Consider the following 23,135-nt stretch of genomic DNA (forward strand, 5'->3'; position numbering starts at 1 on the left):
CCACTCGCTCGACACACTGTCAGCGACTATAGGGGGAACCGCCCGCGCCCGAATACAAAACCGCCCGGCCTTTTCCAATGGATCGGGTCCACGGGATCGGGCCGGGCGGTCAGCACATCCGGGCTAGCTCGCGGCGCCGGTCTTCGGGTCGAGCTGCAGGGCCGGCTGCGCGGCGGCCTTGAAGTCGAACATGGCGTCGAGGGTGCCGGCCTTCTCGTCGAACGAGTCGTCGCCGATCCGGCCGGTCTTCCAGTTGTCCTCGATGAACTTCAGCACCGAGGCCTGGTCGGTCACGCCGTGGTCGACGAAGTTGGCCTTCGAGTAGGGCGAGACGACCAGCAGCGGCACGCGCTGGCCGTAGCCGCAACGGCCCTGGTACTTGGCCGGGTTCGCCTTGGCGTCACCGCAGACGCCGGGGCCGCTGTAGCCGTCCTGCTCGGAGGCGGAGTTCATGACCAGCTTGGGCGCCGTGTGGTCGTACCAGCCGTCGGAGTCGTCGTAGGCGATGACGACCGCGGTGTCCTTCCAATCCGGCAGTTTCTGCAGGTGGTTGATGGTCTCCACCAGGAACTGCTGCTCGTCCAGCGGATCGGAGTAGGCGGCGTGGCCGTCCTGGTAGCCGGCGGCCTTCAGGTAGCTGACGGCGGGCAGGTTGCCCTTGTCGGCGGCGGCCCAGAAGTCGGTCAGGTCGTACTGGTGGTTGGCCTGATCGTCGTGGCCGATCTTGTCGACCGAGGTCGGCGGCAGGTGGTGCGGGTTGGCCGTCGACGCGAAGTACTGGAACGGCTCGTGGTGCGGGATGTAGTCGCCCTTGGTGTCCCAGGCCTTGTCACCGGTCTTGCCGGTACCGCCCAGTGCCACACCGACATTGTGGGTGGCGCCGCAGACGGCCTTGCCGTCCTTGGTGTCGGTGGGCTTGAAGCCGCCCTGGAAGAAGCCCCAGCTGACGCCCTTCTTGTTGAGCAGGTCACCGATGGTGGTGCCGCTCATCTGGACGGTGTCGCGGTTGGAGCAGTCGTCGCCGTAGGGCTGCGGGTCGCCGACCACGGTGCCCTGGCCGTTGCCGGCGTTCTCCAGCACGGTGTCGGCGGGGAAGGGCTGGCCCGGCTTGGGCGGCTCCATCTTGGTGACGCCGTGGGTCTGGCCCGCGACCAGGTTCAGCGCGCCCACGGTGGACGGGCCGAAGGTGGAGGTCCAGGAGTTGTCGCTCATCGCGTAGTGCTGCGCGTAATTCCACAGCGCGGTCACCGAATTGCCGTCGTAGTAGCCCATGACCAGGCCCTGCGGGCCGTAGGTCGGTGGTTTGCAGGCGCTGCCCTCGGACACGTTGGTGTGCTCGACGAACTGGTCCATCTTGCCGCCGTCGAGGGCGAGCTGCTCGTCCTTGTACTCGTGGTCCTGGTCGCAGGTGATCTGCTGGTTCGGACCGCCGAGGCGCACGGGCTGCGCCTTGTTGGGGTTCTTGGTGAGCAGATCCGGCGTGAGGCCGTCCACCTTCGGCGTGTTCGGCTGCGCGGTGAACTTGGTGCCGTCGGTGTTGGCCGCGTTCGGGTAGGTGCCGAAGTAGTGATCGAAGGAGACGTTCTCCTGGAAGATCACCACCACGTGCTTGATGGGCGTCGCGGTGTCGGTGTCCGGCGCCGCCTGGTCGGACGACGACGAACACGAGGTGGCGCTCAGCGCGACCAGCGCGGCGAACGCGGCGGCGGCGCGGCTTCGTTTGCCGAAGCGGCGTACCGAGGCAGGCATGGAACCCTCCAGGTCTATCCGGATCGCGTCAGGCCGCGATCGCATAGCGGAACCATTGCAGCGTCCAGGACAGTTTTGTTCGACCGCAGGTTAACTGGAGTGGAAAGTCCGGTGAATCAAGAATTTTCGGTTTCGGGGTCGAGAGCCAGCGGTATCACGGGCAATCCGGGTGGCGTGGCGTCCTGCAGGACCACCCGGAAGGGGATGCCGCGGGCCGCCCAGATGGTCGCGCAGTCGGCCATGGCCTCGGCGAACCAGTCGCGCTCGTCGGGCTGCCGGTCGAGCATGAGCGCGGCATTGCGGATCACCACCACGTATCCCTGTGCGGCCCCGACGAATTCGTCGAGGTCGCGGAGGCATTCGTCGAAGGCGTCCTTGTTCTCCCCGAAGTAGTAGGGGAATTGGAAGGCGGCGGCGAACTCGTCGAAAACCTCGGTGACCGTGCGCATCTTGCGGCCGCGCAGTTCGCGGGCGAGGTAGTCGTCCGGAATCCGATAGCGGACGCCGGAGAATTCGGCCGCGCCGATGGGCAGCACCCCGAGCACCGGAGCGGGAGCCCGGCGCTCGGCGATATCTTCGGCGGGAGCGGAGAGGAACTGCGACAACGGCATCGGCTCGGTCATTCAGCGCATCCTCGTGAAGGTTTTGTAGTGGTCCCCCGTGTAATAGGCCGAACCGTCGCTGCCGGTGATGATGCGTTCGGCATCACGGGTCTGGCCGGGCTGCTTGGGATTCACATCCCATTCCTGATAGCTGATCGCCTTGCCGGAGACGTCCTTGCGGGGCAGGCTACCGTCCCGGTTGTTCCAGGTGTCGCCGCCGTGGGTACCGGGCGCGTTGGCGGAGCCCGGCCAGCGACCGGCGTCGATCTCGACCAGGGTCTTGTACGCCTGATCGGGCACGCCGGCCACCTTGGAAGGCGGGGCCGCCTGATCGGCCACGCCGGGAGCCGGTGTCACACCACCCGGCTTTGCGGTCGTCTTGACCACCGATGTGACAACGGATTTGGCGCTACCCGTGTTGCTCGGATGGTCGGTATTGATCCGGTTGGCGACGATAGCGGCGATCAGCGCGAGCACGGCCACCCCCAGCGTCAACCAGGCGCTCTGCTGCTTGGAGAGCTTTTTCATCGGTACTGCACCGTCACCGGCGCGTGGTCGGACCAGCGTTCGGCGTAGGTTGCGGCCTTCTCGACCACGGCCTGCTTGGCGCGGGCGGCGATCGCGCCGCGCGCCAGCTGGTAGTCGATGCGCCAGCCGGCGTCGTTGTCGAAGGCGCGGCCGCGGTAGGAGTGCCAGCTGTAGGGGCCGGGGACGCCGGGGTGCAGTTCGCGGACCACGTCGACGTAGCCGGCGGCCAGCATGGACGACACCCAGGCGCGTTCCTGCGGCAGGAAGCCCGCGTTCTTGACGTTGCCCTTCCAGTTCTTGATGTCGAGCTCGGTGTGCGCGACATTCCAGTCGCCCATGATCACGAACTCGCCCGGGTGGGCCAGCATGCGTGCGCCGATGGCGTCCAGGAAGCGGTACTTCTCGTCCTGTAGCGGGGTGTCGGCCTCGCCGGTGTGGACGTAGACGCTGGCGATGGTGAGATCCTCGAAGTCTGCCTCGACATAGCGGCCGAGCGTGGCGAATTCCTCGACGGGAGACCAGCTTCCATCCTGGAACAGGCCGACGCCGACGCGCACCGCGTCGGGCTGGTGCCGGGACAGGATCGCCACGCCCGCCCGGCCCTTCAGGCCCGGTTCCGCATGGCTGAGGAACCATCCGGCGTCCAGCGCGGGCGCTAGCGCGCTACGCGTTTGCTCATCGGTCGCCCGGGTTTCCTGCAGGCAGACGATATCGGCCTCGGTCGCGGCCAGCCACTCGAGCAATCCCTTGCCCGCCGCGGCACGCACCCCGTTCACGTTGCACGTACTGATGATTTTCGCCACTTCACGACCGTACAATGCGGCTTACCGACTCTCTTCACGGACATCGAGGTCCAGGAAGGGGTGACGACGATGACGTCAGGCACCACCCGGCCCACCGCCCCGCCCGCGCCCATCCGCGCGCTCCACACCGGCTCCGGCGAACCACTGCTCCTGCTGCACGGATTCATGCTGTCCCCGCATTGCTGGGAGCAGGTGGCGCAGCGCATGTCGAGCCATTGCGAAGTGTTCGCTCCGGCCTTCACCGGGCATGGGGCGGCCCCGAACTCGAGGGCTGGTACCTCGATGTCAGCGCCCTCGCCGACCGGGTCGAGGATCAGCTCGACGAGATGGGCTGGCGCACCTGCCATATCGCGGGCAATTCGCTCGGCGGCTGGGTCGGCTTCGAGCTGGCCCGCCGGGGCCGGGCCCGCACCCTCACCGCTATCGCGCCCGCGGGCGGCTGGCAAACCCCCTCCGCGCTGCAGCTTCGCGTCGGGCTGAAGTTCCTGTCGATGGTGCCGTTCGTGGAGATCGGCAAGCATCTGCCGGCCGCCGTCGCCTACAGCGGGTTCGTCCGGCAGGCGGTGGCGCTGCTGCTCACCAAGAACACCGAGGCGGCCTCGCGGGCGGGCATCGAGGCGGCCATCACCTCGGCCATGCACTGCAAGGCGATGCTGCCGATGCTGGTGAGCGGGCTGCGATTCCCGGCCCTCGAGCACCTGGCCACGCTGCGCACCCCGGTGCGGCTGCTCATGTGCGAGAACGACCGGATCATTCCGAATCGCCTGTACGCCCGCCGTTTCCTGGAGGAACTGCCGGAGTCGGCGGACCGCATCCTGGTCCACGATGTCGGCCACGTCCCCATGCTCGAGGCGCCCGACCGCATCGCGACCCTGATCGCCGAGCACGTCTACGCCAACCGCACCCGCTTGCGGGCCGTCTGACTGGCACCGAATCACCCACGCTCGCAGGCACGCCCAGTGTTACCTGGAACCGCGCACCCGAACTCGTTCAGTTACATAGGATTACGGCGGATCCACGTCGCCGGGTTCGCGGCCCGTCTCGTTCTGGACTGAGCGGAGCGGAGGAGCGAAGCGGGGGAGCGCAGGGAGGGAAGAACGAGGCCTCCAGGGCCGCGAACCCGCCCGGAGCGAAGCGGAGGGCAATTCGATACTGACAGGGGTGTGTGGAGAGATGACGGAACAACCGCAAGTAGACCAGTCCAAACCCAGCATCGCCCGGGTGTACGACTATCTCCTGGGCGGCAAGGACAATTACGCGCCCGACCGGGAGGTCGGGGACTTCTTCATCAAGGATCTGCCGGGTTCGGTGGATATCGCGTACGCGAATCGGAATTGCCTCGTGCGCGCCATCGGCGAGATCTCGCGCGCCGGGATCAAGCAGTTCGTCGATATCGGCAGCGGCCTGCCCACCGCCGACAATGTGCACCAGGTGGCGCAGCGGCACCAGTCCGAGCCGCATGTGGTCTATGTGGACAACGACCCCATCGTGCTGGCGCACGGCCGCGCGATCCTGGAGACGGACGAGTTCACCACCGTGATCCAGGCCGACCTGCGCGATTCCGAGGCCATCCGCCACCATCCGGAGGTGGAGCGGCTCATCGACTTCTCGCAGCCGGTGGCCGTGATCTTCAGCGCCATCCTGCACCACCTCAACAATGACGAGAAGCCCGAGCAGGTGGTCCGCTACTGGGCCGATCAGATCCCTTCCGGCAGCATGCTCTACATCTCCCACTTCCGGTCCGGCTTCAACGAGGAGACCCGGGTCGCCGAGCAGAAGCTGCAGACCACCTTCGGCCGCGGCCGCTGGCGCACCGACGAGGAGATCCTGGGTCTGTTCGGCGATCTCGAAATCCTGGAGCCGGGCCTGGTGCCCTGTTCCCTCTGGCGCCCCGAACCCACCGCCGAGGGCGTGGCCCGCATCGGCAGCGACCACCACGACCTCAGCGTCTGGGAGCAGCTGATCTCCGCCGCCCTCTCCCGCAAGCCCTGAGCGCCGAAATCCCTTGTGCCGCCCGCTGATCGCAGCACACGATCAGCGGGTGTTCAGTCGAACCACTCCGGATCGCCCGCGGCGATGAGCTCGCGGAGTACGGCCGGGTCCGCGAGTGCGTCCCGCAGCAACGCCCCGAGCGCCCGCAGCGCCGGCGCGTCCTGGCCGTACGCGACGAACGTGCCCGCCTCGGGGTCGAAGCTCACCCGCTCCCCTACCCCGGCCTCCTGGGCCGCCACCGCCGACCGCGCCACCCCGGCCCAGCCGTAACCGTTTCCGTCGTAACCGAATTCGGCGAAGACGGGTTCGGTGGCGAGCATGTGGTTGTCGGACAGCATCAGGCAGTAGTGCCCGGGTTTGTGGTCGTATTCGAAGAACACCAGTGGGGCGAAACTCTCACGATCGGTCACGCCTCGAACCCTAGCCACGGCCCCCGACAAACCGATATTGAGTGAAACACCATCATGTTGGACGTATGACCAGTAGAGTCGGGACGGCCACCCGGCCGCGCGGCAAGGGGCCGCGTCCGAAGCACTGTGGGAGATTTCGCTGAGATGAGAACTGCGCGGGTTCTGTGTTCGGTCCTGTCGGCACTGGCCATCGTGTCCAGCGGGTCTGCCGTGGCCGGGGCGGCGCCGGCCGATAGCGGCTCGGGGTCCGGAAGCGCCGGCTCGGGGTCCGGGAGTTCCAGCGGCTCGGGGTCGGGCAGTGCCAGCGGGTCCGGGACCGGGAGCGCCGGCGGTGCGCCGACCAGCGTGCCGTCGCTCGGCCCCGACTTCATGTGGGGCGTGGCCATGGCCGGATTCCAGTCCGAAGGCCATGCGCCGGACAGCAACTGGAGCCGGTACGCCAATTCCGGCAAGGCGCACGACCCGTACGGCAATTCGGTCGACTTCTACGACCGCTACGCCGAGGACATCGATCTGGCGGCCGGGATGGGCCTGAAGGTGTACCGGCTCAGCATCGAATGGGCGCGGGTGCAGCCGCAGCCGAATGCCTGGGACGAGAACGGCTTCCGCTTCTACGACCAGGTCATCCAGAAGATCCGCGCGGCGGGGATGCGGCCGATGCTGACCCTCGACCACTGGGTGATCCCCGGGTGGGAGGCGGATCGCGGGGGCTGGAAGAACCAGGGCATGGTGTCGGACTGGCTCACCAATATGCGCAAGGTGGTCGACCGATACGCGCCCGACGACCCGATGTGGGTGACCATCAACGAGCCCATGGGCTATGTCGCGCAATCGATCAAGATCGGCGACATCGGCGTGCTCGACGCGCTGCCGATGTTCGACCGGCTGGTGCAGGCGCACACCGCGATCTACGACTACATCCACTCCCGCCAGCCCGGCGCGCGGGTGACCAGCAATATCGCGCAGTACCCGATCGTGCAGAACCTGACCGACCTGCTGTTCGCCGACCGCATCCGCGGCAAGCTCGACTTCATCGGCGTCGACTTCTATTACGGCGCCTCCCTGACACACCTGCCGAGCACCGCGCTGCTGGGCGACGAGCTGTGGAAGAACGCCATCGAGCCCGAGGGCATCTACTACGACCTGCGCACCTACACCGAGAAGTTCCCGGTCTTGCCGATCTACGTGGTGGAGAACGGACTTCCCACCGACAACGCCGCCCCGCGCAGCGACGGCTACGACCGCGCCGACCACCTGCGCGACACCGTCTACTGGCTGCAGCGCGCCAAGGCCGACGGCATCGACGTGATCGGCTACAACTACTGGAGCCTCACCGACAACTACGAATGGGGCAGCTACTCACCGCGATTCGGCCTCTACACCGTCGACGCGAAAACCGACCCGACCCTCACCCGCCGCCCCACCGACGCAGTGGCCGCGTTCAAAACCATCACCGCCCAGGGCGGCGTCCCCGCCGACTACCGCCCCACCCGCAAGCCCGCCCTCTGCTCCATCATCCTGCCCCTGGAGAGCTGCCTGCGCCCTGTCTCCGTCCCGTAGGTCGCTACTTCGAACATGCGGTACACGGCGTCCGGGGCCGCCACCGGCGACTGGTGGCGGTCCCGGACTTCATGCGCGCCTAGTAGGCGAGCAGTCCCTTGGCGACGTGGGTCACCTGGATCTCGTTGCTGCCCGCGTAGATCATCAGCGACTTGGCGTCGCGGGCCAGCTGTTCGACGTGGTACTCGGACATGTAGCCGTTGCCGCCGAAGAGCTGGACGGCGTCCATGGCGACCTCGGTGGCGATCTCCGAGCAGTACAGCTTCATGGCCGAGGCCTCGGCCAGCGTCGGCGGCTTGCCGGCGCGGGAGCGTTCCAGGGCGTGGAAGACCATGTTCTGCACATTGATCCGGGCGATCTCCATCCTGGCCAGCTTGAGCTGGACCAACTGGAAGCGGCCGATCTCCTGCCCCCACAGCTTGCGCGTCTTGGCGTAATCCACACAGAGCCGGTGGCATTCGTTGACGATGCCCAGCGCCATGAAGGCCACGCCGATGCGCTCGGCGGTGAAACTCGAACGGGCGCTTTCCCGTCCGTCGCCGCCCTCGTGCTGCTCGGTCTCGCCGAGCAGCCGGTCCCGGCTCAATCGCACATTGTCGAAGAACAATTCGCCGGTGGGTGAGGCGTGCAGGCCCATCTTCTTGAACGGCTTGCCCTGGGTGAAACCCTCCATGCCCTTGTCGAGCACGAAGGTCAGCACCTTGCGTTCGCGCTTGGCCGCGATCGTCTTGGACTCGGGGGCGCCGTCGCCCTCGTCCAGCTTGGCGTAGACGATGACGGTGTCGGCGTAGGGACCGTTGGTGATGAAGGTCTTCTGCCCGTTGAGAATGTAGTCGTCACCGTCGCGGCGGACGTGGGTCTTCATCCCGCCGAAGGCGTCCGACCCGGAGTCGGGCTCCGTGATCGCCCAGGCCGCAACCTTTTTCATGGTCACGATGTCGGCGAGCCAGCGTTCCTTCTGGGCGAGGGTGCCGCGCGAGAGGATGGTCGTCGCACCGAGCCCGATGCTCACGCCCATGGCGGTGACCAACCCCATGCACACCCCGGACAGCTCGCTGACGAGCACCGCCATCAGCGATTCCTGCCCGGAGAAGGGCCCGCCGTCGCCGCCGGCCTTCGCTTTCTTCTCCGGCAGCGGCTCCCCGGCTGCGAGCGCTTCCTCCCGCTTGCGTTGCTTGGCAAGCAGTTTGGCGACCGTCTCCGAGCCCAGCGCGTCGATGCCGAAATCGGCGAACAGCTTCCGGATGATCGGATACGGCAGCATCTCGCCGCTGTCGAGGGCATCGAGGTGCGGGCGCACCTCCTTGTCGATGAAACTCCGCACCGCGCCGCGGATCAGCTCATCGGTCTCGGACCATTCGAACATCGTTGTCCGCCTTCCTGATTACGGCAGTCGACCGGCGATATCGTCGATGGACCAGGGCCCCTCGGTCTCGATGGTCTTCACGTCGTGCCAGCCCGCCAGTTCGGAGATCGCGCCACCCTGCACCGCGAACACCTTGCCGGTGATCGGACACTTCTCGGTGGCAAGATACGCCACCAGCGGCGAGATATTGGCCGGACTGAAGGCATCGAACTCGCCCTCTTCCAGACCGGCCTGCTGCGCGGCCATCATCTCGCCCATGCCCGGCGTGGCGAGGGTGAGCCGGGTGCGCGCGATCGGCGCGATGGCGTTCACGCGCACGCCGTAGCGGGCCAGCTCATCGGCCGCCACCAGGGTGAGCGCGGCGATACCGGCCTTGGCCGCACCGTAATTCGCCTGCCCCGCATTGGGGACCGTGGTACCCGACGCGGACGCGGTGTTGATCACCGCCGCGACCGGCTGATTGCCCGCCTTGAACTGCTCCTTCCAGTACCCGGCCGCGTGCCGCAGTACCGCCGCGTGCCCCTTGAGGTGCACGGCCAGCACCGCGTCCCACTGCGACTCGTCCATGCCCGCCACGAAGGCGTCGCGCAGGATGCCCGCGTTGTTCACCACGACATCCAGCCGCCCGAACTCCGACACCGCCTGCTCCACCAGGTTTTTCGCGCCCTGCCGATCGGCCACGCTGTCGGTGTTGGCGATCGCCCGCCCCCCTGCGGCGAGGATCTCGGCCACGACCTCGTGCGCCGGGCCGGTGTCCGCGCCCTCACCGGCATTGCTGCCGCCCAGGTCGTTCACCACGACCGCCGCACCCTCCCGCGCGAACAGCAGCGCGTGCTCCCGGCCGATCCCGCGGCCGGCTCCGGTGATGATGGCGACCCGTCCGTCGAGTGCACCCATGACTGTCTCCCTAAGAGTTGTCGGAAATTTCGGCCAGGCCGTCGCTGAGGACGGTGTCGTCGCCGCGGACCGTGCGGAAGGCGTAGGTGGTGACCCCGTCGGCCGAGCCGACCTTCCAGATCTGGGTCTCCAGGTCGTCGTCCGGGAAGACCATCTTGGCGAAGCGCACCGCATACCGTTGCAGCCGAGCCACATCCGAGCCCGCGACCTGGTTCAGCACTCCCCACGACGACATGGCCATGGTGCAGAGCCCGTGCGCGATGATGCCGGGCAGGCCGGCGTCCCGGGCGACCTGATCGTCCAGATGCAGCGGCACCGGATCACCGGAGGCCGGCGAATACCGGTACGTCTGATCGGCGTCGACGTGCGCGGCCACCGTGGCCAGCGGCGCCCGCTCCAGCAGCGCCGGATCGAAACGGTGCGCCGGAGGCTGCTCGCCGGCCTGCTTACCCGCGTCGACATTACGGAAGAACGCGGTCAGATACTGCTCGTTGACCGGTTCCCCGGCCTCGGAACGGCATTCGATGAGGATGGTGATGGTCGAGCCGTTGTCCTTGCCCTCGAACCCGATGGCCTTGGCCCGCGACACCAGCTTGTCGCCGGGCCGGATGGGCCGGTGGAAGTGGAAGTCCTGCTCCCCGTGCACCACCCGCCCGAAGATGTTCATCGGGGCCACCTCGATGACCGGCATCATCATGGCCTCGAAGACGGGCACGATGGCGAAGACCGGCGGAGCCGCATCGCCTTTCAGGTGCGCGGGAATGGGATCATTGGTGGCCGCGGCATATTCGGCGATCCGCTCGCGCGTAACCTCGAACGCCTCCTCGTCGGACCAGGAACCCAGCCCCGACTCGTCGAATTCGACAGCGGTGGAAGCCATCTCGTGCGCCCGCTCGCCGTCAGGCCGCTGTGGCGAGCGCATCGAGCGCGGCGAGAGTCTTGTCCAGCTGCGTGAGGCCGTCCTTCTCCACCGCCTTGCCCAACGCCCCCTTGATCAGCGCGCCCTCGAAATCACCGGACACCGAGAAGCGGCTGCCCGCGCCCTCGGGGGTGATGTCGAAGGCAAACTGCACCTTCACCCCGGCCATGCCGGTGCCGCTGAGCACCAGCCTGTTCGGGGTCTCGACGCGCTCGACCACCCACTCGATCTTGTTGGCCATGCCGAGCATCATGATCTTGGCGGTCAGCTTCGCCCCCGGCGCCAGCACGGCCGGCGGCTCCTCCATCCAGCGCTCATGGATGGAGAACCATTTGTCCCAGGTCTGCGGGTCGGAGACCACGGCCCACAGGCCGTCGGGGGTGGCGGTCAGGTCCTTGGAAGCTTCGATGTGTCCCACGGGATTACCTCTTCGTAGTCGGGGATGGAGGGTGCGGATCAGCGTTCGGCGCGCTGGTAGGCGGTGACGACGGCCGCGCCGCCGAGCCCGATATTGTGCTGCAGGGCGGCGGTGACGTTGCCGACCTGCCGCTTGCCGGCGGCGCCGCGCAGCTGCCAGGTGAGCTCACTGCACTGCGCCAAACCCGTTGCACCCAAAGGGTGTCCCTTGGAGATGAGCCCGCCGGAGGGGTTCACCACCCACTTGCCGCCGTAGGTGGTCGCGCCCGAGTCGATCAGGTGTCCGGCCTCGCCCTCCCGGGCCAGGCCGAGCGCCTCGTACAGCAGCAGTTCGTTGGCGGAGAAGCAGTCGTGCAACTCGATGACCTGGAAGTCCTCGGGGCCGAGTCCGGCCTGCGCGTACACCTGCTCCGCCGCCCGGACATTCATGTCGTAGCCGATGAGGTTCTTGGCGCTGCCGTCGAAGGTGGACTGGAAGTCGGTGGTCATGGCCTGGCCGACGATCTCGACCGCCTGCCGCGACAGGTCGTGGCGGTCCACGAATTCCTCCGAGGCCAGGACGACCGCGCCGGACCCGTCGGAGGTCGGCGAGCACTGCAGCTTGGTGAGCGGGTCGTAGATCATGCGCGAGCCCAGGATGTCGTCGAGCGTGTACTCGTCCTGGAACTGTGAATACGGGTTGTTCACAGAGTGCTTGTGGTTCTTGTACCCGATCCTGGCGAAGTGCTCGGCGGTGGTGCCGTACTTCTTCATGTGCTCGCGCCCGGCCGCGCCGAACATCCACGGGGCCACCGGGAACAGCACTTCGGAGATCTCCGCGAGCGCCATGATGTGGCGCGCCATGGGCTGTTCGCGATCGTCCCAGGTGGAGCCGAGCGAGCCCGGCTGCATCTTCTCGAAGCCCAGCGCCAGCGTGCAGTCGGTCAGCCCGCCCCGGATCGCCTGTGCCGCAAGGTAGAGCGCGGTCGAGCCGGTGGAGCAGTTGTTGTTGACATTGACCACCGGAATGCCGGTCAGGCCCAGTTCGTAGACGGCGCGCTGGCCGGAGGTGGATTCACCGTAGACGTAGCCGACATAGGCCTGTTCGATCTCGCGGTAGTCGATTCCGGCATCGGCGAGGGCCTTGGTCCCCGACTCCCGGGCCATGTCCGGGTAGTCCCAGTCACTGCCGTCCTCGTTCTTGCGCCGCCCCGGCTTCTCGAACTTCGTCATGCCGACGCCGACGACGTAGACCTTGTTCGTCATCGAACTCCTCACATAGGGGAACGAAAACAAACATACAAAGCTGTATGTAAGTAGGCAAGAGGGGGACGCGATTCTCGACATCGAGCACAAGATCGGCAGCTCCGGCGGGTACGCCCGGACATACCGCCGATGCGGTGACCCCACCCGCGCAAACATCGAAGGCCCCCGCCGCACACCGCGGCGAGGACCTTCGGGCCGAATCGATCAGCTATTCGCCGGCGATCCGGAAGTCGGGCATCCGCGCCTCGGCCGCCAGGCGCAACTGCGCCGAGGCCCGCAGCCAGCGCCGGTGCGCCCGCTCGGGATCGGGAGAAATGAAGTTGGTCACCAGGATTCCGCGCAGCGTGTCCATCGCGGTGTAGGCGAAATCGCGAACGTTCTTGCGATCCAGCTCATTCGGCACCAACTGCGCGACGGCCAGCAGCACCGCGTTGTTCACGAACGGCTCGACCTTCTCCATCTCGACCGCGAGCACCCGATCCGTGCGGCTGGCCACCCACAATTCGATGGCCGCGATGAACAGCGGGCCCTGATGCAGCTCCCACATGGCCTCCAGGGTGGCGCCGATCGGATCGTCGCCGCTGCGGACCCGCCGGATCTCCTGCATGGCCGCCTCGGTGCGCCGCTGCGCCAGATGACTGATCGCCGCGACCACCAGCTCGCTCTTGGAACCGAAATGGTGCACCTGCGCGCCCCGGGTCACACCCGCGCGCTCGGCCACCCGCGGCGTCGTCGTCCCGGCGTAGCCGTACTCGACGAGGCAGTCGATGGTGGCGTCCAGCAGTCGCGTCCGGGTCTCGCTGCTGCGCTGTTCCTGGGTGCGGCGCGGGGGTTTCGAGACGGCGGAGCTGGTCATGGGAGGATCGTACACTTACATACAATCGTGTATGTTCGCGCCGGGGTTGCGGGCCGGAGCCGGCCCGCACCGTGGCAGCGGGCGATACTACGTCTCGGAGTTGTACAGACAGGCGCTGCAGGACCAGCCGGAGTCGGTCATGACGCAGTCATTGAGCCGGATGTTCTGGTTGCCGATGGTCTGGCGACAGTTGATCGCACAGCCGTTGAGGTCACTACCGCAGGTCACCGGGTCGGCGGAGGCGACGGCGGGCACTGCCAGTCCGAGCAGCACACCTCCGGCGAGCACGGCGATTCGAACAGCACGCATGACGGATACGTCCTTTCTGCAAGAGAAGAAGGTGTCCGGTCGAGAGCGCTCGTATTCGGCCGATAACTCGACGAGATTGGCCCCGTTCGCTGTGAATTCCGCTCGAGGAAGGCTGTGAGTCTTTCATCCTGAATGTGAGGTTTACACCCGGTGTGCCGCATACATTTCCACGGCCCACGGGCGCTATCTCGATCTCACTGTTCGCCCCGGCGCAGCAGTCCGCGGGCGTCGGTCGCCGCGAGCGCCCCGGCCACGAGAAGCGGTTGAAAGAGCAGCCGCACCGCGCGTTTGGTGTCGGTGTCGAGACCGAAGGCGTCAGCGCGATTGACCAGTTGTGCGACGTTGCCGGGAAAGACCGCGACGAAGAAGGCGGCGGTCGTAGCACCGAGGAAGCCCCGTGCAGGCTGCTTCCAGGTACCGAGCAGGGCCCCGCCGAGTCCGATCTCGACGACACCGGACGTGACGACGACAAAGTCGGGATCCAGGCGCAGCCAGTGCGGGACCTGCGCCCGAAATTCCTTGCGCTGGAAGGTCAGGTGACCCGTTCCAGCCGTGAGGAGCGCGGCTCCCAGAGCCGCTTGACCGGCGGCCCGCAGCACCTTCTTCAATCCCGCGGATTTCGGTGACATTGGACAATCTCCTGCCTGAGCCCCGGACGCCGATACCGCCGGGGGTGATGGATGCAAATACGGACCAGATACATCGTGGGCGATGCTATTTCTGGCCGGCGCACCGCGTCAATGCGGCAGCACACCGCCGCGCCGCGCTGCAACCACGGTCACCCCGAACAGCAGCGTGCCGAGGACCGCGAGACCGGCGCCCACGGCGGCGGGCGCGGTGTACCCCAGCCCCGCCGCGATCACCAGGCCACCCAGCCAGGCACCTGCCGCGTTCGCGATATTCAGTGCCGCGTGGTTGAGAGCGGCGGCGAGGGTCTGGGCGTCGTGGGCCACGTCCATCAAACGGGTCTGCAGGGCGGGGGCCAGGGCCGCGCCGGATGCACCGACCAGGAAGGCGCCAACGGCCGCGGTATAGGGATTGTGCGCTGCCACAACGTATCCGGCGAGGATCACCACCATGGCCAGCAGGGAGAGGAGGATCGCGCGGTCCACGCCGCGGTCGGCGAGGATGCCGCCGGCGATATTGCCCGCGACCATGCCCAGGCCGAAGAGCATGAGAACCAGCGGAACCAGGCCGACGCGGAGGCCGGCCACACCGGTGAGAGTGGTGGTGATGTAGGTGTAGACCGCGAACATGCCGCCGAAGCCGACGGCGCCGACCAGCAGGGTGAGCAGCACCTGGGGGCGGCGCAGGGCCGTCAGTTCGGTGCGGGGGTCGGTCATGCGAATGCCGTGCAGGTCCGGCACGAAGCGGGAGATGGCGGCGACGGTCGCGATGCCGATCACGGCGACCACCACGAAAGCGTTCCGCCAGCCGAGGTGCTGGCCCAGCCAGGTGGCTGCAGGAACGCCGACGACATTGGCGGCGCTCAGGCCCAGCATAACTGCGGCAACCGCCTTGGCACGCTGCCCCACCGGCGCCAGCGAGGCCGCCGCCAATGACGCCACACCGAAGTACGCGCCGTGCGGCAGGCCCGAGACGAACCGCGCCACGGTCAGCGTCGCGAAGCCTGGCGCGATCACGCTGGCCGCATTGCCCAGCGTGAATGCCGCCATCAACGCCATCAGCAGCCGCTTGCGCGGGACCCGCGCGCACAGCGCCGCGATCACCGGCGCACCGACGACCACACCCAGGGCGTAGGCCGAAACAATGTGTCCGGCAGTCGGTTCGGAGACCTTCATCGAGCCGGCGATATCGGGCAGCAAACCCATGGTGACGAATTCTGTGGTACCGATCCCGAACCCGCCCAGGGCCAGCGCCAGCATGGCGGGCACATGCCACCGCCCACGTGGCCCCGCCTCGGGCGCGGAGCTGACAGCCTCGGGCGCGGACCCGACGGCCTCGGGTGCGGAGCCGACGGGACGGTCCATCCCGTCGAGGCTCATCTCGTCGGCGGATGCGGTGGTGGCTGCGGACACGGATTCGGGCACAACCAAGCGCAACACAGTGGCGAACGGTCCCGATACCGTCCGGTCCGGTGATTTCACTCACCGACCGGCCCGGATCATGGGCCGGCCCACGCCACGCGACCGCCGGGACGCTGGTCCCGGCGGGCGGCCCGCGCGCCCCCGGTCAGACCGTGACCGGTGCGGCGACCCGGCTGGGATCCGCCTCGCCGAGCGGCGGAATGACGGGAAAGTTGCTGCGGAACAAACTATCCGGGTCGAACCGGTCCTTGATCTCCAGCAACCGCGCCAGCGTGACCGGATCGAAGACCGCGGCCGGGGTCTCACCGGAATCCAAGTAGGTGAACGGTTTCCGGCCACTCAGGTACGGACGCAGCGCATCCAGCACAGCGTCACTGCGCTCGACGACGGCCGCCTCGACGTCCGCGGTCGGCGCGGGGCCGAGCAGCGACAGCAGGTACGGCTCGGCGATCCCGCCCGCGCAGCCCGCGTCGGCGCGCGGCCGGGTCAGCGCGCCACCCAGGTGCCGGACCTGGACCAGCGCGAGCGGCCCCACCCCGCCCTGCGGCGCGGCGGCGGCCAGCAGCGCGTCGCTCACCCGCGCGGAGAACTCGGTGAGCAGCTCACCGCGCACCCGGGCCGGGCTGGGGTCGGTCGGCTCCATGCAGACGCCGCCGACCTGCGCGGCATCCAGCGGCCGCCGGGTGTCCAGCACCGCATCCGGAATCTCGTCGAACAACCGCAGCGGACCGGTGACCGCGCCCAGCGCGACCACGTCCACGGCCACCATGGCCCGGCCGCGCAGCATCTCGGGAATCTCGGGGAACGGCGGGAATTGCAGGAGAGTCAGCCAAAGGCTCAGTCCCTCTTCGGCTTCCGCGGTGGCCTGCCGGAAGGCCGCGACGACCGCCTCGGTCCGCTCGGCGGGCCACAGGATGCGGCCGCCGAAAAGCTCGGTCGCGTCGAACAATTCGAATTCCATGCCGGTCACCAGCGCGAAATCGCCACCGCCGCCGCGCAGTGCCCAGAACAGGTCGGGCTCGGAGTCCGCGGTCACCCGGCGCTGATCGCCGTCCGCGGTCACCACCTCCAGCGCTCGCACCGCGTGCGCGGCGTAGCCGCGGCTGCGCGCGAACCAGCCGACACCGCCGCCCAGCGTGTACCCGGTCACCCCGACCACGGCGGAACTGCCGCAGGCCCCGGCCAATCCGTGCGCGGCGGCCCGCTCCAGCACCGGCTGCCAGGCCACCCCCGCCTGCACCCGTGCCACCCGCGCCGCGGCGTCGATCTCGATCCCGTCCAGCGCCCGGGTCGTCACCAGCACGGTCCGGTCCGCCGCCGTGGAGGGGCTGTGCCCGGTCGCCCGCGTGCTCAGCGGCAGTTCGGCCGCCGCCGCGAACCGCACCAGCGCCGCGGCGTCCGCCGCGTCCGCGACCTCCACCACCGCCGAAACCCGCTGCCGCACGGCGAGATTCCACGGGGTGCTCGCCTGTTCGAAACCCTCGTCGCCGGGTACCAGCACCCGGCCCCGCACCACAGTGCGCAGCTCGCCACCGATCGCCGTCATCGCTCGCTCCTCCTTCGCCGCCGCGCGTACCGCGGCCGAACCCCGTCTGTCACAGGGGTATTGACCGTCCGGTCGGGTGCGTTAACCCGTTGGCACGCGGCCATGCTGGCAAGGACCGTGTGAACGTTTCGTGATCACGGCCGGGACAACCCCGGAAACAGTTCGGGCACCCGCCCACCCACCGGTTCCGGTGGGGGCAGGTGCCCGTGTGGCGCGGTGGATGGTCCTGGCCGGGACTGTGGTCCCGGCCGCCATCTTCACCGCTTCGCGCTGTTCACGTTCGTCGGCGCGTGGGAGCTTGCGCTCCTGGGGTTTCAGGGGTGGCCCCTGAACAACCTCTTGCCCTTGGGGTTTCAGGGGCTTGCCCCTGAGAGTCCCGAGAGTGGGGAACTTCTTTTCTAGCGCAGCTCACGAGCCAGGTTGGCGTCCAGCACGCCGAGGAACTCCTCGGTGGTCAGGTAGCCCTGGTCGCCGCCGACCAGCAGCGCGAGGTCCTTGGTCATCTGGCCGGACTCGACCGTCTGGATGACGACATCCTCGAGCGTCTGGGCGAAGCCGATCACCTCGGGGGTGTTGTCCAGCTTGCCGCGGTGGGCCAGGCCACGCGTCCACGCGAAGATCGAGGCGATCGGGTTGGTGGAGGTGGGCTTGCCCTGCTGGTGCTGACGGTAGTGCCGGGTCACGGTGCCGTGCGCCGCCTCGGCCTCACAGGTGCGGCCGTCCGGGGTGAGCAGCACGGAGGTCATCAGACCCAGCGAGCCGAAGCCCTGCGCCACGGTGTCGGACTGCACGTCGCCGTCGTAGTTCTTGCAGGCCCAGACGTAGCCGCCCTCCCACTTGAGCGCGGAGGCGACCATGTCGTCGATCAGGCGGTGCTCGTAGGTGAGACCGGCCGCGTCGAACTCGTCCTTGAACTCGGTCTCGTACACCTCCTGGAAGGTGTCCTTGAACATGCCGTCGTAGGCCTTGAGGATGGTGTTCTTGGTCGACATGTACACCGGGTAGTTCTGCTGCAGGCCGTAGTTCAGCGAGGCCCGCGCGAAGTCCCGGATCGAGTCCTTGAAGTTGTACATGCCCATGATCACGCCGCCGTCTTCCGGCATGCGGACGACCTCGTGCTGGATCGGCTCGGAGCCGTCCTCCGGCGTGAAGGTCAGGGTGACGGTGCCCGCCTGGTGCACCTTGAAATCGGTGGCGCGGTACTGGTCACCGAAGGCGTGGCGGCCGATGATGATCGGCTTGGTCCAGCCCGGAACCAGACGCGGCACATTGGAGATGATGATCGGCGCGCGGAAGATGGTGCCGCCGAGGATGTTGCGGATGGTGCCGTTCGGCGACCGCCACATCTTCTTCAGACCGAACTCCGTGACGCGGGCCTCATCGGGGGTGATCGTCGCGCACTTCACACCCACGCCGTGTTTCTTGATGGCGTTGGCGGCGTCGATGGTCACCTGATCATCGGTCTTGTCGCGATACTCGATGCCGAGGTCGTAATACTCGAGGTTCACATCGAGATACGGGTTGATCAGTTTGTCCTTGATGAACTGCCAGATGATCCGGGTCATCTCGTCGCCATCGAGTTCGACGACGGTCCCTTCAACCTTGATCTTGGACATGGATCTTCGTGTCCTCCTAGGAAGGTGGTGCTCCCATTGCACGGCCGGTGAGCACCGCTTGTAGCGGACCCCAGCTGTTCAACAGACAACGTATACGCATGGCGCTCGGCACGGGACCTGTGGTGCCAAGTCCACGTACGCTGTGGCGTCAAGCAAGACAAGCGTACTGCTGCTATCGATCTCACCGCTCGGGTGGCCCCCGCTGTGCGGGATTCAGTGCGGTTACCGATAAGTAGCTTTTCGCGTGACTTTACGCACTTTCCAGGATGCGAAAACCCGCGGCCCGCGGCAACCCCAAACCCGCGGACCGCGGGATATATGTTGCCGCGACCCGCGGGTGAATAGTCGGTGGGTCAGACGCCCACGTGCACGTGCTCGGAACCTTCGAGCAGATTCTCCGGCTTGTCCCGCACCATGAACGCGATGATCGGAATGGTCACCAGGAAGAATCCCGCGCCGATCAGGAACGCGATGTCATAGGAATGAATCGCGGCCCGGGCCATCACGTGGTCGACGCCCGGATTGTTCTTCGCGAACCGCTCGGCCACCTGCACCGCGATCGTCGACAGCAGCGCGGTGCCGATCGCGCCGCCCACCTGCTGCGCGGCATTGAGCAGCGCACTCGCGACACCGGAGTCACGCTCCTCGACCTGATGCAGCGCTGTGGTCTGCATGGCCACGAACAGCCCGCCCATGCCGAGCGCGATAAGAATCACTGCCGGCAGCACGCCTCCGGCATAGCTGTCCCCGAAGCTCAGCCGCGACAGATACAGCAGCCCGGCCATGCCCAGCACCGAACCGGTGATCATCAGCGGCCGCGGCCCGATCCGCGGCAGCAACCCGCTCGCGACGCCCGCGGAGACGACGATGCCGATCGGGAAGGGCAGGAACGCCACCCCCGCCTTCAGCGCCGACCAGCCCAGCGTGATCTGGAAGTAGTAGCTCATGTTGATGAACATGGCGAACATGGCGATCGGCAGCAGCAGCGCCACCAGGAACGAGCCGCCCCGGTTGATCTCCCCCGGAATACGCAGCGGCAGTAGCGGATTCGAGGACCGCCGCTCGATGGCGACGAAGGCGGCGAGCAGCGCGACGCCCGCGATCAGCAGGGCCAGGGTGGTGCTCGCGGTCCAGCCGTCCGAGGCCGCGCGGCTGAAGCCGTAGACCACCGAGACCAGGCCGAGCGTGGCGGTCACCGCGCCGGGCAGGTCGTAGCCGCCGGTGCGCGGCGCGGGCACGTCCCGGACCACGAAGGCGAGCGCACCGAGGAAGGCGATCAGCGCGATCGGGGTGTTGACCAGCAGGCACCAGCGCCAGTTGGCGTATTCGGTGAGCGCGCCGCCCACGATCAGGCCGATGGCCGCGCCACCCGCGGACACACCCGCGAAGACGCCGAACGCGCGAGCGCGCTCTTTGGCCTCGGTGAAGGTGACCGACACCAGTGACAGCGCGGCCGGCGCGAGCAGGGCGGCGAACGCGCCCTGCAGCCCGCGCCCGGCGAAGAGTTCCGCGCCGTTCTGCGCGAGCCCGGCCAGCGCCGACGCCCCGGCGAAGCCGACCAGGCCGATCAGGAACATGCGGCGGCGGCCCAGGTAGTCGGCGAGGCGGCCGCCGAGCAGCAGCAGGCCGCCGAAGATCAGCGTGTAGGCGGTGAGCACCCATTGCCGGTCGCCGTCGCTGATGCCCAGGTCACGCTGGGCGAACGGCATGGAGATGGTGACGATGGTGGCGTCCAGCACCACCATCAGCTGGGCCATGGCGAGTACGCCCAGGGCCCACCAGCGCGCGGCTCCGCGCTGGTCCGAGCTGTGTGATCGGTCTTCGAGTGTTTCTGTCGCGGCGGTCATGTCGTCTCCTCACGGACGGTCCGGGACACCCTCGACAATCTTGACCCTCGAGGCCAATTGACGTCAAGAGAAATTTGTCGTTCTGCGACATTTGGCATAATGGGACGTGAGAAGCGCCCGAACCCTTACCATGGAGGTATGTCGGAGTTGTCAACTCACCTCGGTGTGATCGCACGTCACCGGCCGGGCCTGCGTGAGCGGAAGAAGGAACAGACCCGGGCGCGGATCATCGACGTCGCCCTGCGGCTGTGCGACGCCCAGGGCTTCGACGCCACCACCGTGGAACAGATCGCCGACGAGGCCGACGTCTCGCCGCGCACCGTGAACCGGTACTTCGACAGCAAGGAAGACATCGTCATCGCGCCCATCGCCGACTGGGCGCGGGCACACGCGGACGCGCTGCGTGAGCAGCCGAGCACGGGCAACGAGCTGAAAGCGCTGCTGGACAGCTTCCTGTCCATCGTGGACCGCGTCGTCGACCACGACGAACCGCTGCCCTTCCGCTGGTTCCAGCAGATGCAGCGCATCATCCGGTCCACCGCCGCGGTGCGGGCGTGCAGCATGGCAGCCACCGAGAACAAGACCGAGCAGACCGCGCAGGTGCTGGCCGAACGCCTCGGCACCACCGTCGCGGATCTGCGAGTTCGGCTGCTGCTCGGCACCTTCCACGCCATCATGCGGGCCGGCACCGAATCGGACTCCGATTCCGGCTTCGCCGACGAGCGTCTGATCGAGTCACCGCGCAGCATGGCGGAGGCCGTGGTCGGCGCGTATCACGAATTCGTGCGCACCTGCGCGGGGCCCGCTGTGGCCAGCCCCACTTCCGAAACAGCGGCGTCCGCCCGCTAGAATCGCGCAACAGGTCAAGAGCATCAGCGTTAAGGCCCCGGCTTGCTGATCGGCAACCCTCCAGCTGCGGTGGGGTGCTCCGGGTGCAGACCCGGCGTTCGAAGGCCGAACGCAAGCGCAACTAGGAGGTCTACCGAAATGTGTTGTTGTCGAAGCCCATTCGCCTCTCGGTAACGTCAAACTTCCGCCATTCGGCGACCTTGTTTTTGGAGCAGAACACATGAGTGACTCGACCGCGCCCGCGGCCGTCTCGGCTGACGGCACCCTGGATCCGGCCGGCTGGTCCTTCGAGACCAAGCAGATTCACGCCGGACAGGCTCCCGATCCGGCCACCGGAGCCCGCGCCCTGCCCATCTACCAGACCACCTCCTACGCCTTCCGCGACACCGATCACGCCGCCGCGCTGTTCGGGCTCGCCGAGCCGGGCAATATCTACACCCGCATCATGAACCCCACCCAGGACGCGGTGGAGCAACGCATCGCCGCGCTCGAGGGCGGTGTGGCCGCGCTGCTGCTGGCCTCCGGTCAGGCCGCGGAAACCTACGCGATCCTGAATCTGGCGCAGGCCGGCGACCACATCGTGGCCAGCCCGCACCTGTACGGCGGCACCTACAACCTGCTGCACTACTCGCTGCCCAAGCTGGGCATCGAGGTCAGCTTCGTCGAGGATCCGGACGATCTCGAGCAGTGGCGCACGGCCGTGCGGCCCAACACCAAGGCGTTCTACGGCGAGACCGTCGCCAATCCGAGCAGCTCGGTGCTCGACATCCCCGGCATCGCCGAGGTCGCGCACGCGGCGGGCGTGCCGCTGATCGTGGACAACACCGTCGCCACGCCGTACCTGATCCAGCCGCTGCGACTGGGCGCGGACATCGTCGTGCACTCGGCCACCAAATACCTGGGCGGGCACGGCTCCGCGGTCGCGGGCGTGATCGTGGACGGCGGCAACTTCGACTGGACCGTGCGGGACGCGGCGGGTGAGTCCCGCTTCCCGGGTTTCACCACCCCGGATCCCAGCTACCACGGCGCCGTGTTCGCCGATCTCGGCGCACCGGCCTACGCGCTCAAGGCGCGGGTGCAGTTGCTGCGCGATCTGGGTGCGGCGGTGTCGCCGTTCAACGCCTTCCTCATCGCGCAGGGCATCGAGACGCTGAGCCTGCGCGTCGAACGGCATGTGGCCAATGCCCAGGCCGTGGCCGAGTTCCTGACCGAGCAGCCCGGCGTCGAGAAGGTCTACTACGCAGGACTGCCCAGCTCCCCGTGGTTCGAGCGGGGCAAACAGCTGGCGCCCAAGGGTGTCGGCGCCATCGTCTCCTTCGAGCTGGCCGGCGGCGTGGACGCCGGCAAGAAGTTCGTGGAGGCGCTGGTGCTGCACAGCCATGTCGCTAACATCGGGGACGTGCGCTCGCTCGTCATCCATCCGGCCTCCACCACGCATTCCCAGCTGACGCCCGCCGAGCAACTGGCTTCCGGTGTCACACCTGGTCTGGTCCGGCTGGCCGTGGGTATCGAGGGGATCGGTGACATCCTGGCGGATCTGCGCGCCGGACTGACGGCGGCGGCAAATTGACCGTGA

22 protein-coding genes and 1 riboswitch are annotated in these 23,135 nt (G+C 67.6%); of the genes, 5 read left to right on the forward strand and 17 right to left on the reverse strand.

The features are described from left to right. Positions 1 to 123 precede the first annotated feature (123 nt). The 4 genes from ACWEQQ_RS02845 to ACWEQQ_RS02860 all read right to left on the reverse strand — a co-directional run bounded on the left by ACWEQQ_RS02845 (position 124) and on the right by ACWEQQ_RS02860 (position 3,682). Positions 124 to 1,749: a phospholipase C gene (locus tag ACWEQQ_RS02845; protein WP_452346920.1), complete on the reverse strand. Its 1,626-nt coding sequence runs from the start codon at positions 1,747 to 1,749 to the stop codon at positions 124 to 126. 116 nt (positions 1,750 to 1,865) lie between these two features. After that, a complete protein-coding gene (locus ACWEQQ_RS02850) occupies positions 1,866 to 2,372 on the reverse strand; it encodes a barstar family protein (protein WP_452338466.1) in 507 nt (168 codons plus the stop codon). Beyond that, positions 2,373 to 2,879 (reverse strand): ribonuclease domain-containing protein, encoded by a 507-nt coding sequence (locus ACWEQQ_RS02855; RefSeq protein WP_452346921.1) that lies wholly within the window; start codon positions 2,877 to 2,879, stop codon positions 2,373 to 2,375. Then, positions 2,876 to 3,682, reverse strand: coding sequence for an exodeoxyribonuclease III (locus tag ACWEQQ_RS02860; RefSeq protein WP_452346922.1), 807 nt, complete (start codon positions 3,680 to 3,682; stop codon positions 2,876 to 2,878). Before ACWEQQ_RS02860 ends, ACWEQQ_RS02855 begins: the two co-directional genes overlap by 4 nt. Before the next feature lie 215 nt (positions 3,683 to 3,897). Between ACWEQQ_RS02860 and ACWEQQ_RS02865 the strand changes: the two genes are divergently transcribed. Together ACWEQQ_RS02865 and ACWEQQ_RS02870 are read left to right on the forward strand one after the other, a co-directional pair. After that, on the forward strand, positions 3,898 to 4,605 hold the full coding sequence (locus tag ACWEQQ_RS02865; protein WP_452346923.1) for an alpha/beta fold hydrolase: 708 nt from the start codon (positions 3,898 to 3,900) through the stop codon (positions 4,603 to 4,605). A 250-nt stretch (positions 4,606 to 4,855) separates the two neighbouring features. Next, a complete protein-coding gene (locus ACWEQQ_RS02870) occupies positions 4,856 to 5,674 on the forward strand; it encodes an SAM-dependent methyltransferase (protein WP_379425766.1) in 819 nt (272 codons plus the stop codon). Between the two features lie 53 nt (positions 5,675 to 5,727). On the opposite strand, the gene ACWEQQ_RS02875 is transcribed toward ACWEQQ_RS02870, so the two are convergent. Next, complete coding sequence (locus ACWEQQ_RS02875) at positions 5,728 to 6,084, reverse strand: immunity 51 family protein (protein WP_452346924.1); 357 nt, start codon at positions 6,082 to 6,084, stop codon at positions 5,728 to 5,730. 345 nt (positions 6,085 to 6,429) lie between these two features. Between ACWEQQ_RS02875 and ACWEQQ_RS02880 the strand changes: the two genes are divergently transcribed. Then, positions 6,430 to 7,644 (forward strand): family 1 glycosylhydrolase, encoded by a 1,215-nt coding sequence (locus tag ACWEQQ_RS02880; RefSeq protein ID WP_452346925.1) that lies wholly within the window; start codon positions 6,430 to 6,432, stop codon positions 7,642 to 7,644. Between the two features lie 79 nt (positions 7,645 to 7,723). Here the strand turns inward: ACWEQQ_RS02880 and ACWEQQ_RS02885 are convergent, their stop codons facing one another. From ACWEQQ_RS02885 to ACWEQQ_RS02940, 12 genes are all read right to left on the reverse strand, one after another. Continuing rightward, positions 7,724 to 9,010: an acyl-CoA dehydrogenase family protein gene (locus ACWEQQ_RS02885; protein WP_452346926.1), complete on the reverse strand. Its 1,287-nt coding sequence runs from the start codon at positions 9,008 to 9,010 to the stop codon at positions 7,724 to 7,726. An 18-nt stretch (positions 9,011 to 9,028) separates the two neighbouring features. Then, complete coding sequence (locus ACWEQQ_RS02890; RefSeq protein ID WP_452346927.1) at positions 9,029 to 9,907, reverse strand: SDR family oxidoreductase; 879 nt, start codon at positions 9,905 to 9,907, stop codon at positions 9,029 to 9,031. A gap of 10 nt (positions 9,908 to 9,917) precedes the next feature. Further along, positions 9,918 to 10,787, reverse strand: coding sequence for a MaoC/PaaZ C-terminal domain-containing protein (locus ACWEQQ_RS02895; RefSeq protein WP_452346928.1), 870 nt, complete (start codon positions 10,785 to 10,787; stop codon positions 9,918 to 9,920). 19 nt (positions 10,788 to 10,806) lie between these two features. After that, positions 10,807 to 11,244 carry a type II toxin-antitoxin system Rv0910 family toxin gene (locus ACWEQQ_RS02900; protein WP_452338458.1) on the reverse strand — a complete coding sequence of 146 codons (438 nt, stop codon included), beginning with the start codon at positions 11,242 to 11,244 and terminating at the stop codon, positions 10,807 to 10,809. Positions 11,245 to 11,282: 38 nt separating this feature from the next. Beyond that, positions 11,283 to 12,488: a lipid-transfer protein gene (locus tag ACWEQQ_RS02905; RefSeq protein ID WP_452346929.1), complete on the reverse strand. Its 1,206-nt coding sequence runs from the start codon at positions 12,486 to 12,488 to the stop codon at positions 11,283 to 11,285. A gap of 208 nt (positions 12,489 to 12,696) precedes the next feature. Further along, complete coding sequence (locus ACWEQQ_RS02910) at positions 12,697 to 13,344, reverse strand: TetR/AcrR family transcriptional regulator (protein WP_354830235.1); 648 nt, start codon at positions 13,342 to 13,344, stop codon at positions 12,697 to 12,699. Positions 13,345 to 13,431: 87 nt separating this feature from the next. Next, positions 13,432 to 13,653, reverse strand: a complete 222-nt coding sequence (locus ACWEQQ_RS02915; protein WP_452338455.1) for a hypothetical protein — start codon at positions 13,651 to 13,653, stop codon at positions 13,432 to 13,434. Positions 13,654 to 13,847: 194 nt separating this feature from the next. Then, positions 13,848 to 14,282 (reverse strand): DoxX family protein, encoded by a 435-nt coding sequence (locus tag ACWEQQ_RS02920; protein WP_452338454.1) that lies wholly within the window; start codon positions 14,280 to 14,282, stop codon positions 13,848 to 13,850. A gap of 108 nt (positions 14,283 to 14,390) precedes the next feature. Continuing rightward, the gene (locus ACWEQQ_RS02925; RefSeq protein ID WP_452347082.1) at positions 14,391 to 15,539 is read right to left on the reverse strand and encodes an MFS transporter; all 1,149 of its coding nucleotides are present in this window, start codon (positions 15,537 to 15,539) and stop codon (positions 14,391 to 14,393) included. Positions 15,540 to 15,846: 307 nt separating this feature from the next. After that, positions 15,847 to 17,247, reverse strand: a complete 1,401-nt coding sequence (locus ACWEQQ_RS02930; protein WP_452346930.1) for an FAD-binding oxidoreductase — start codon at positions 17,245 to 17,247, stop codon at positions 15,847 to 15,849. 398 nt (positions 17,248 to 17,645) lie between these two features. Further along, positions 17,646 to 18,863 carry an NADP-dependent isocitrate dehydrogenase gene (locus ACWEQQ_RS02935; protein ID WP_452338451.1) on the reverse strand — a complete coding sequence of 406 codons (1,218 nt, stop codon included), beginning with the start codon at positions 18,861 to 18,863 and terminating at the stop codon, positions 17,646 to 17,648. Between the two features lie 353 nt (positions 18,864 to 19,216). Further along, positions 19,217 to 20,710 carry an MFS transporter gene (locus ACWEQQ_RS02940; protein ID WP_452338450.1) on the reverse strand — a complete coding sequence of 498 codons (1,494 nt, stop codon included), beginning with the start codon at positions 20,708 to 20,710 and terminating at the stop codon, positions 19,217 to 19,219. Between the two features lie 138 nt (positions 20,711 to 20,848). Between ACWEQQ_RS02940 and ACWEQQ_RS02945 the strand changes: the two genes are divergently transcribed. Next, complete coding sequence (locus ACWEQQ_RS02945) at positions 20,849 to 21,559, forward strand: TetR/AcrR family transcriptional regulator (RefSeq protein ID WP_452338449.1); 711 nt, start codon at positions 20,849 to 20,851, stop codon at positions 21,557 to 21,559. Positions 21,560 to 21,571: 12 nt separating this feature from the next. Beyond that, a riboswitch (SAM riboswitch) is annotated at positions 21,572 to 21,683 on the forward strand. 96 nt (positions 21,684 to 21,779) lie between these two features. Then, a complete protein-coding gene (locus ACWEQQ_RS02950; RefSeq protein ID WP_452338448.1) occupies positions 21,780 to 23,129 on the forward strand; it encodes a bifunctional o-acetylhomoserine/o-acetylserine sulfhydrylase in 1,350 nt (449 codons plus the stop codon). Positions 23,130 to 23,135: the final 6 nt, after the last annotated feature.

Source organism: Nocardia sp. NPDC004123, from assembly GCF_053603795.1.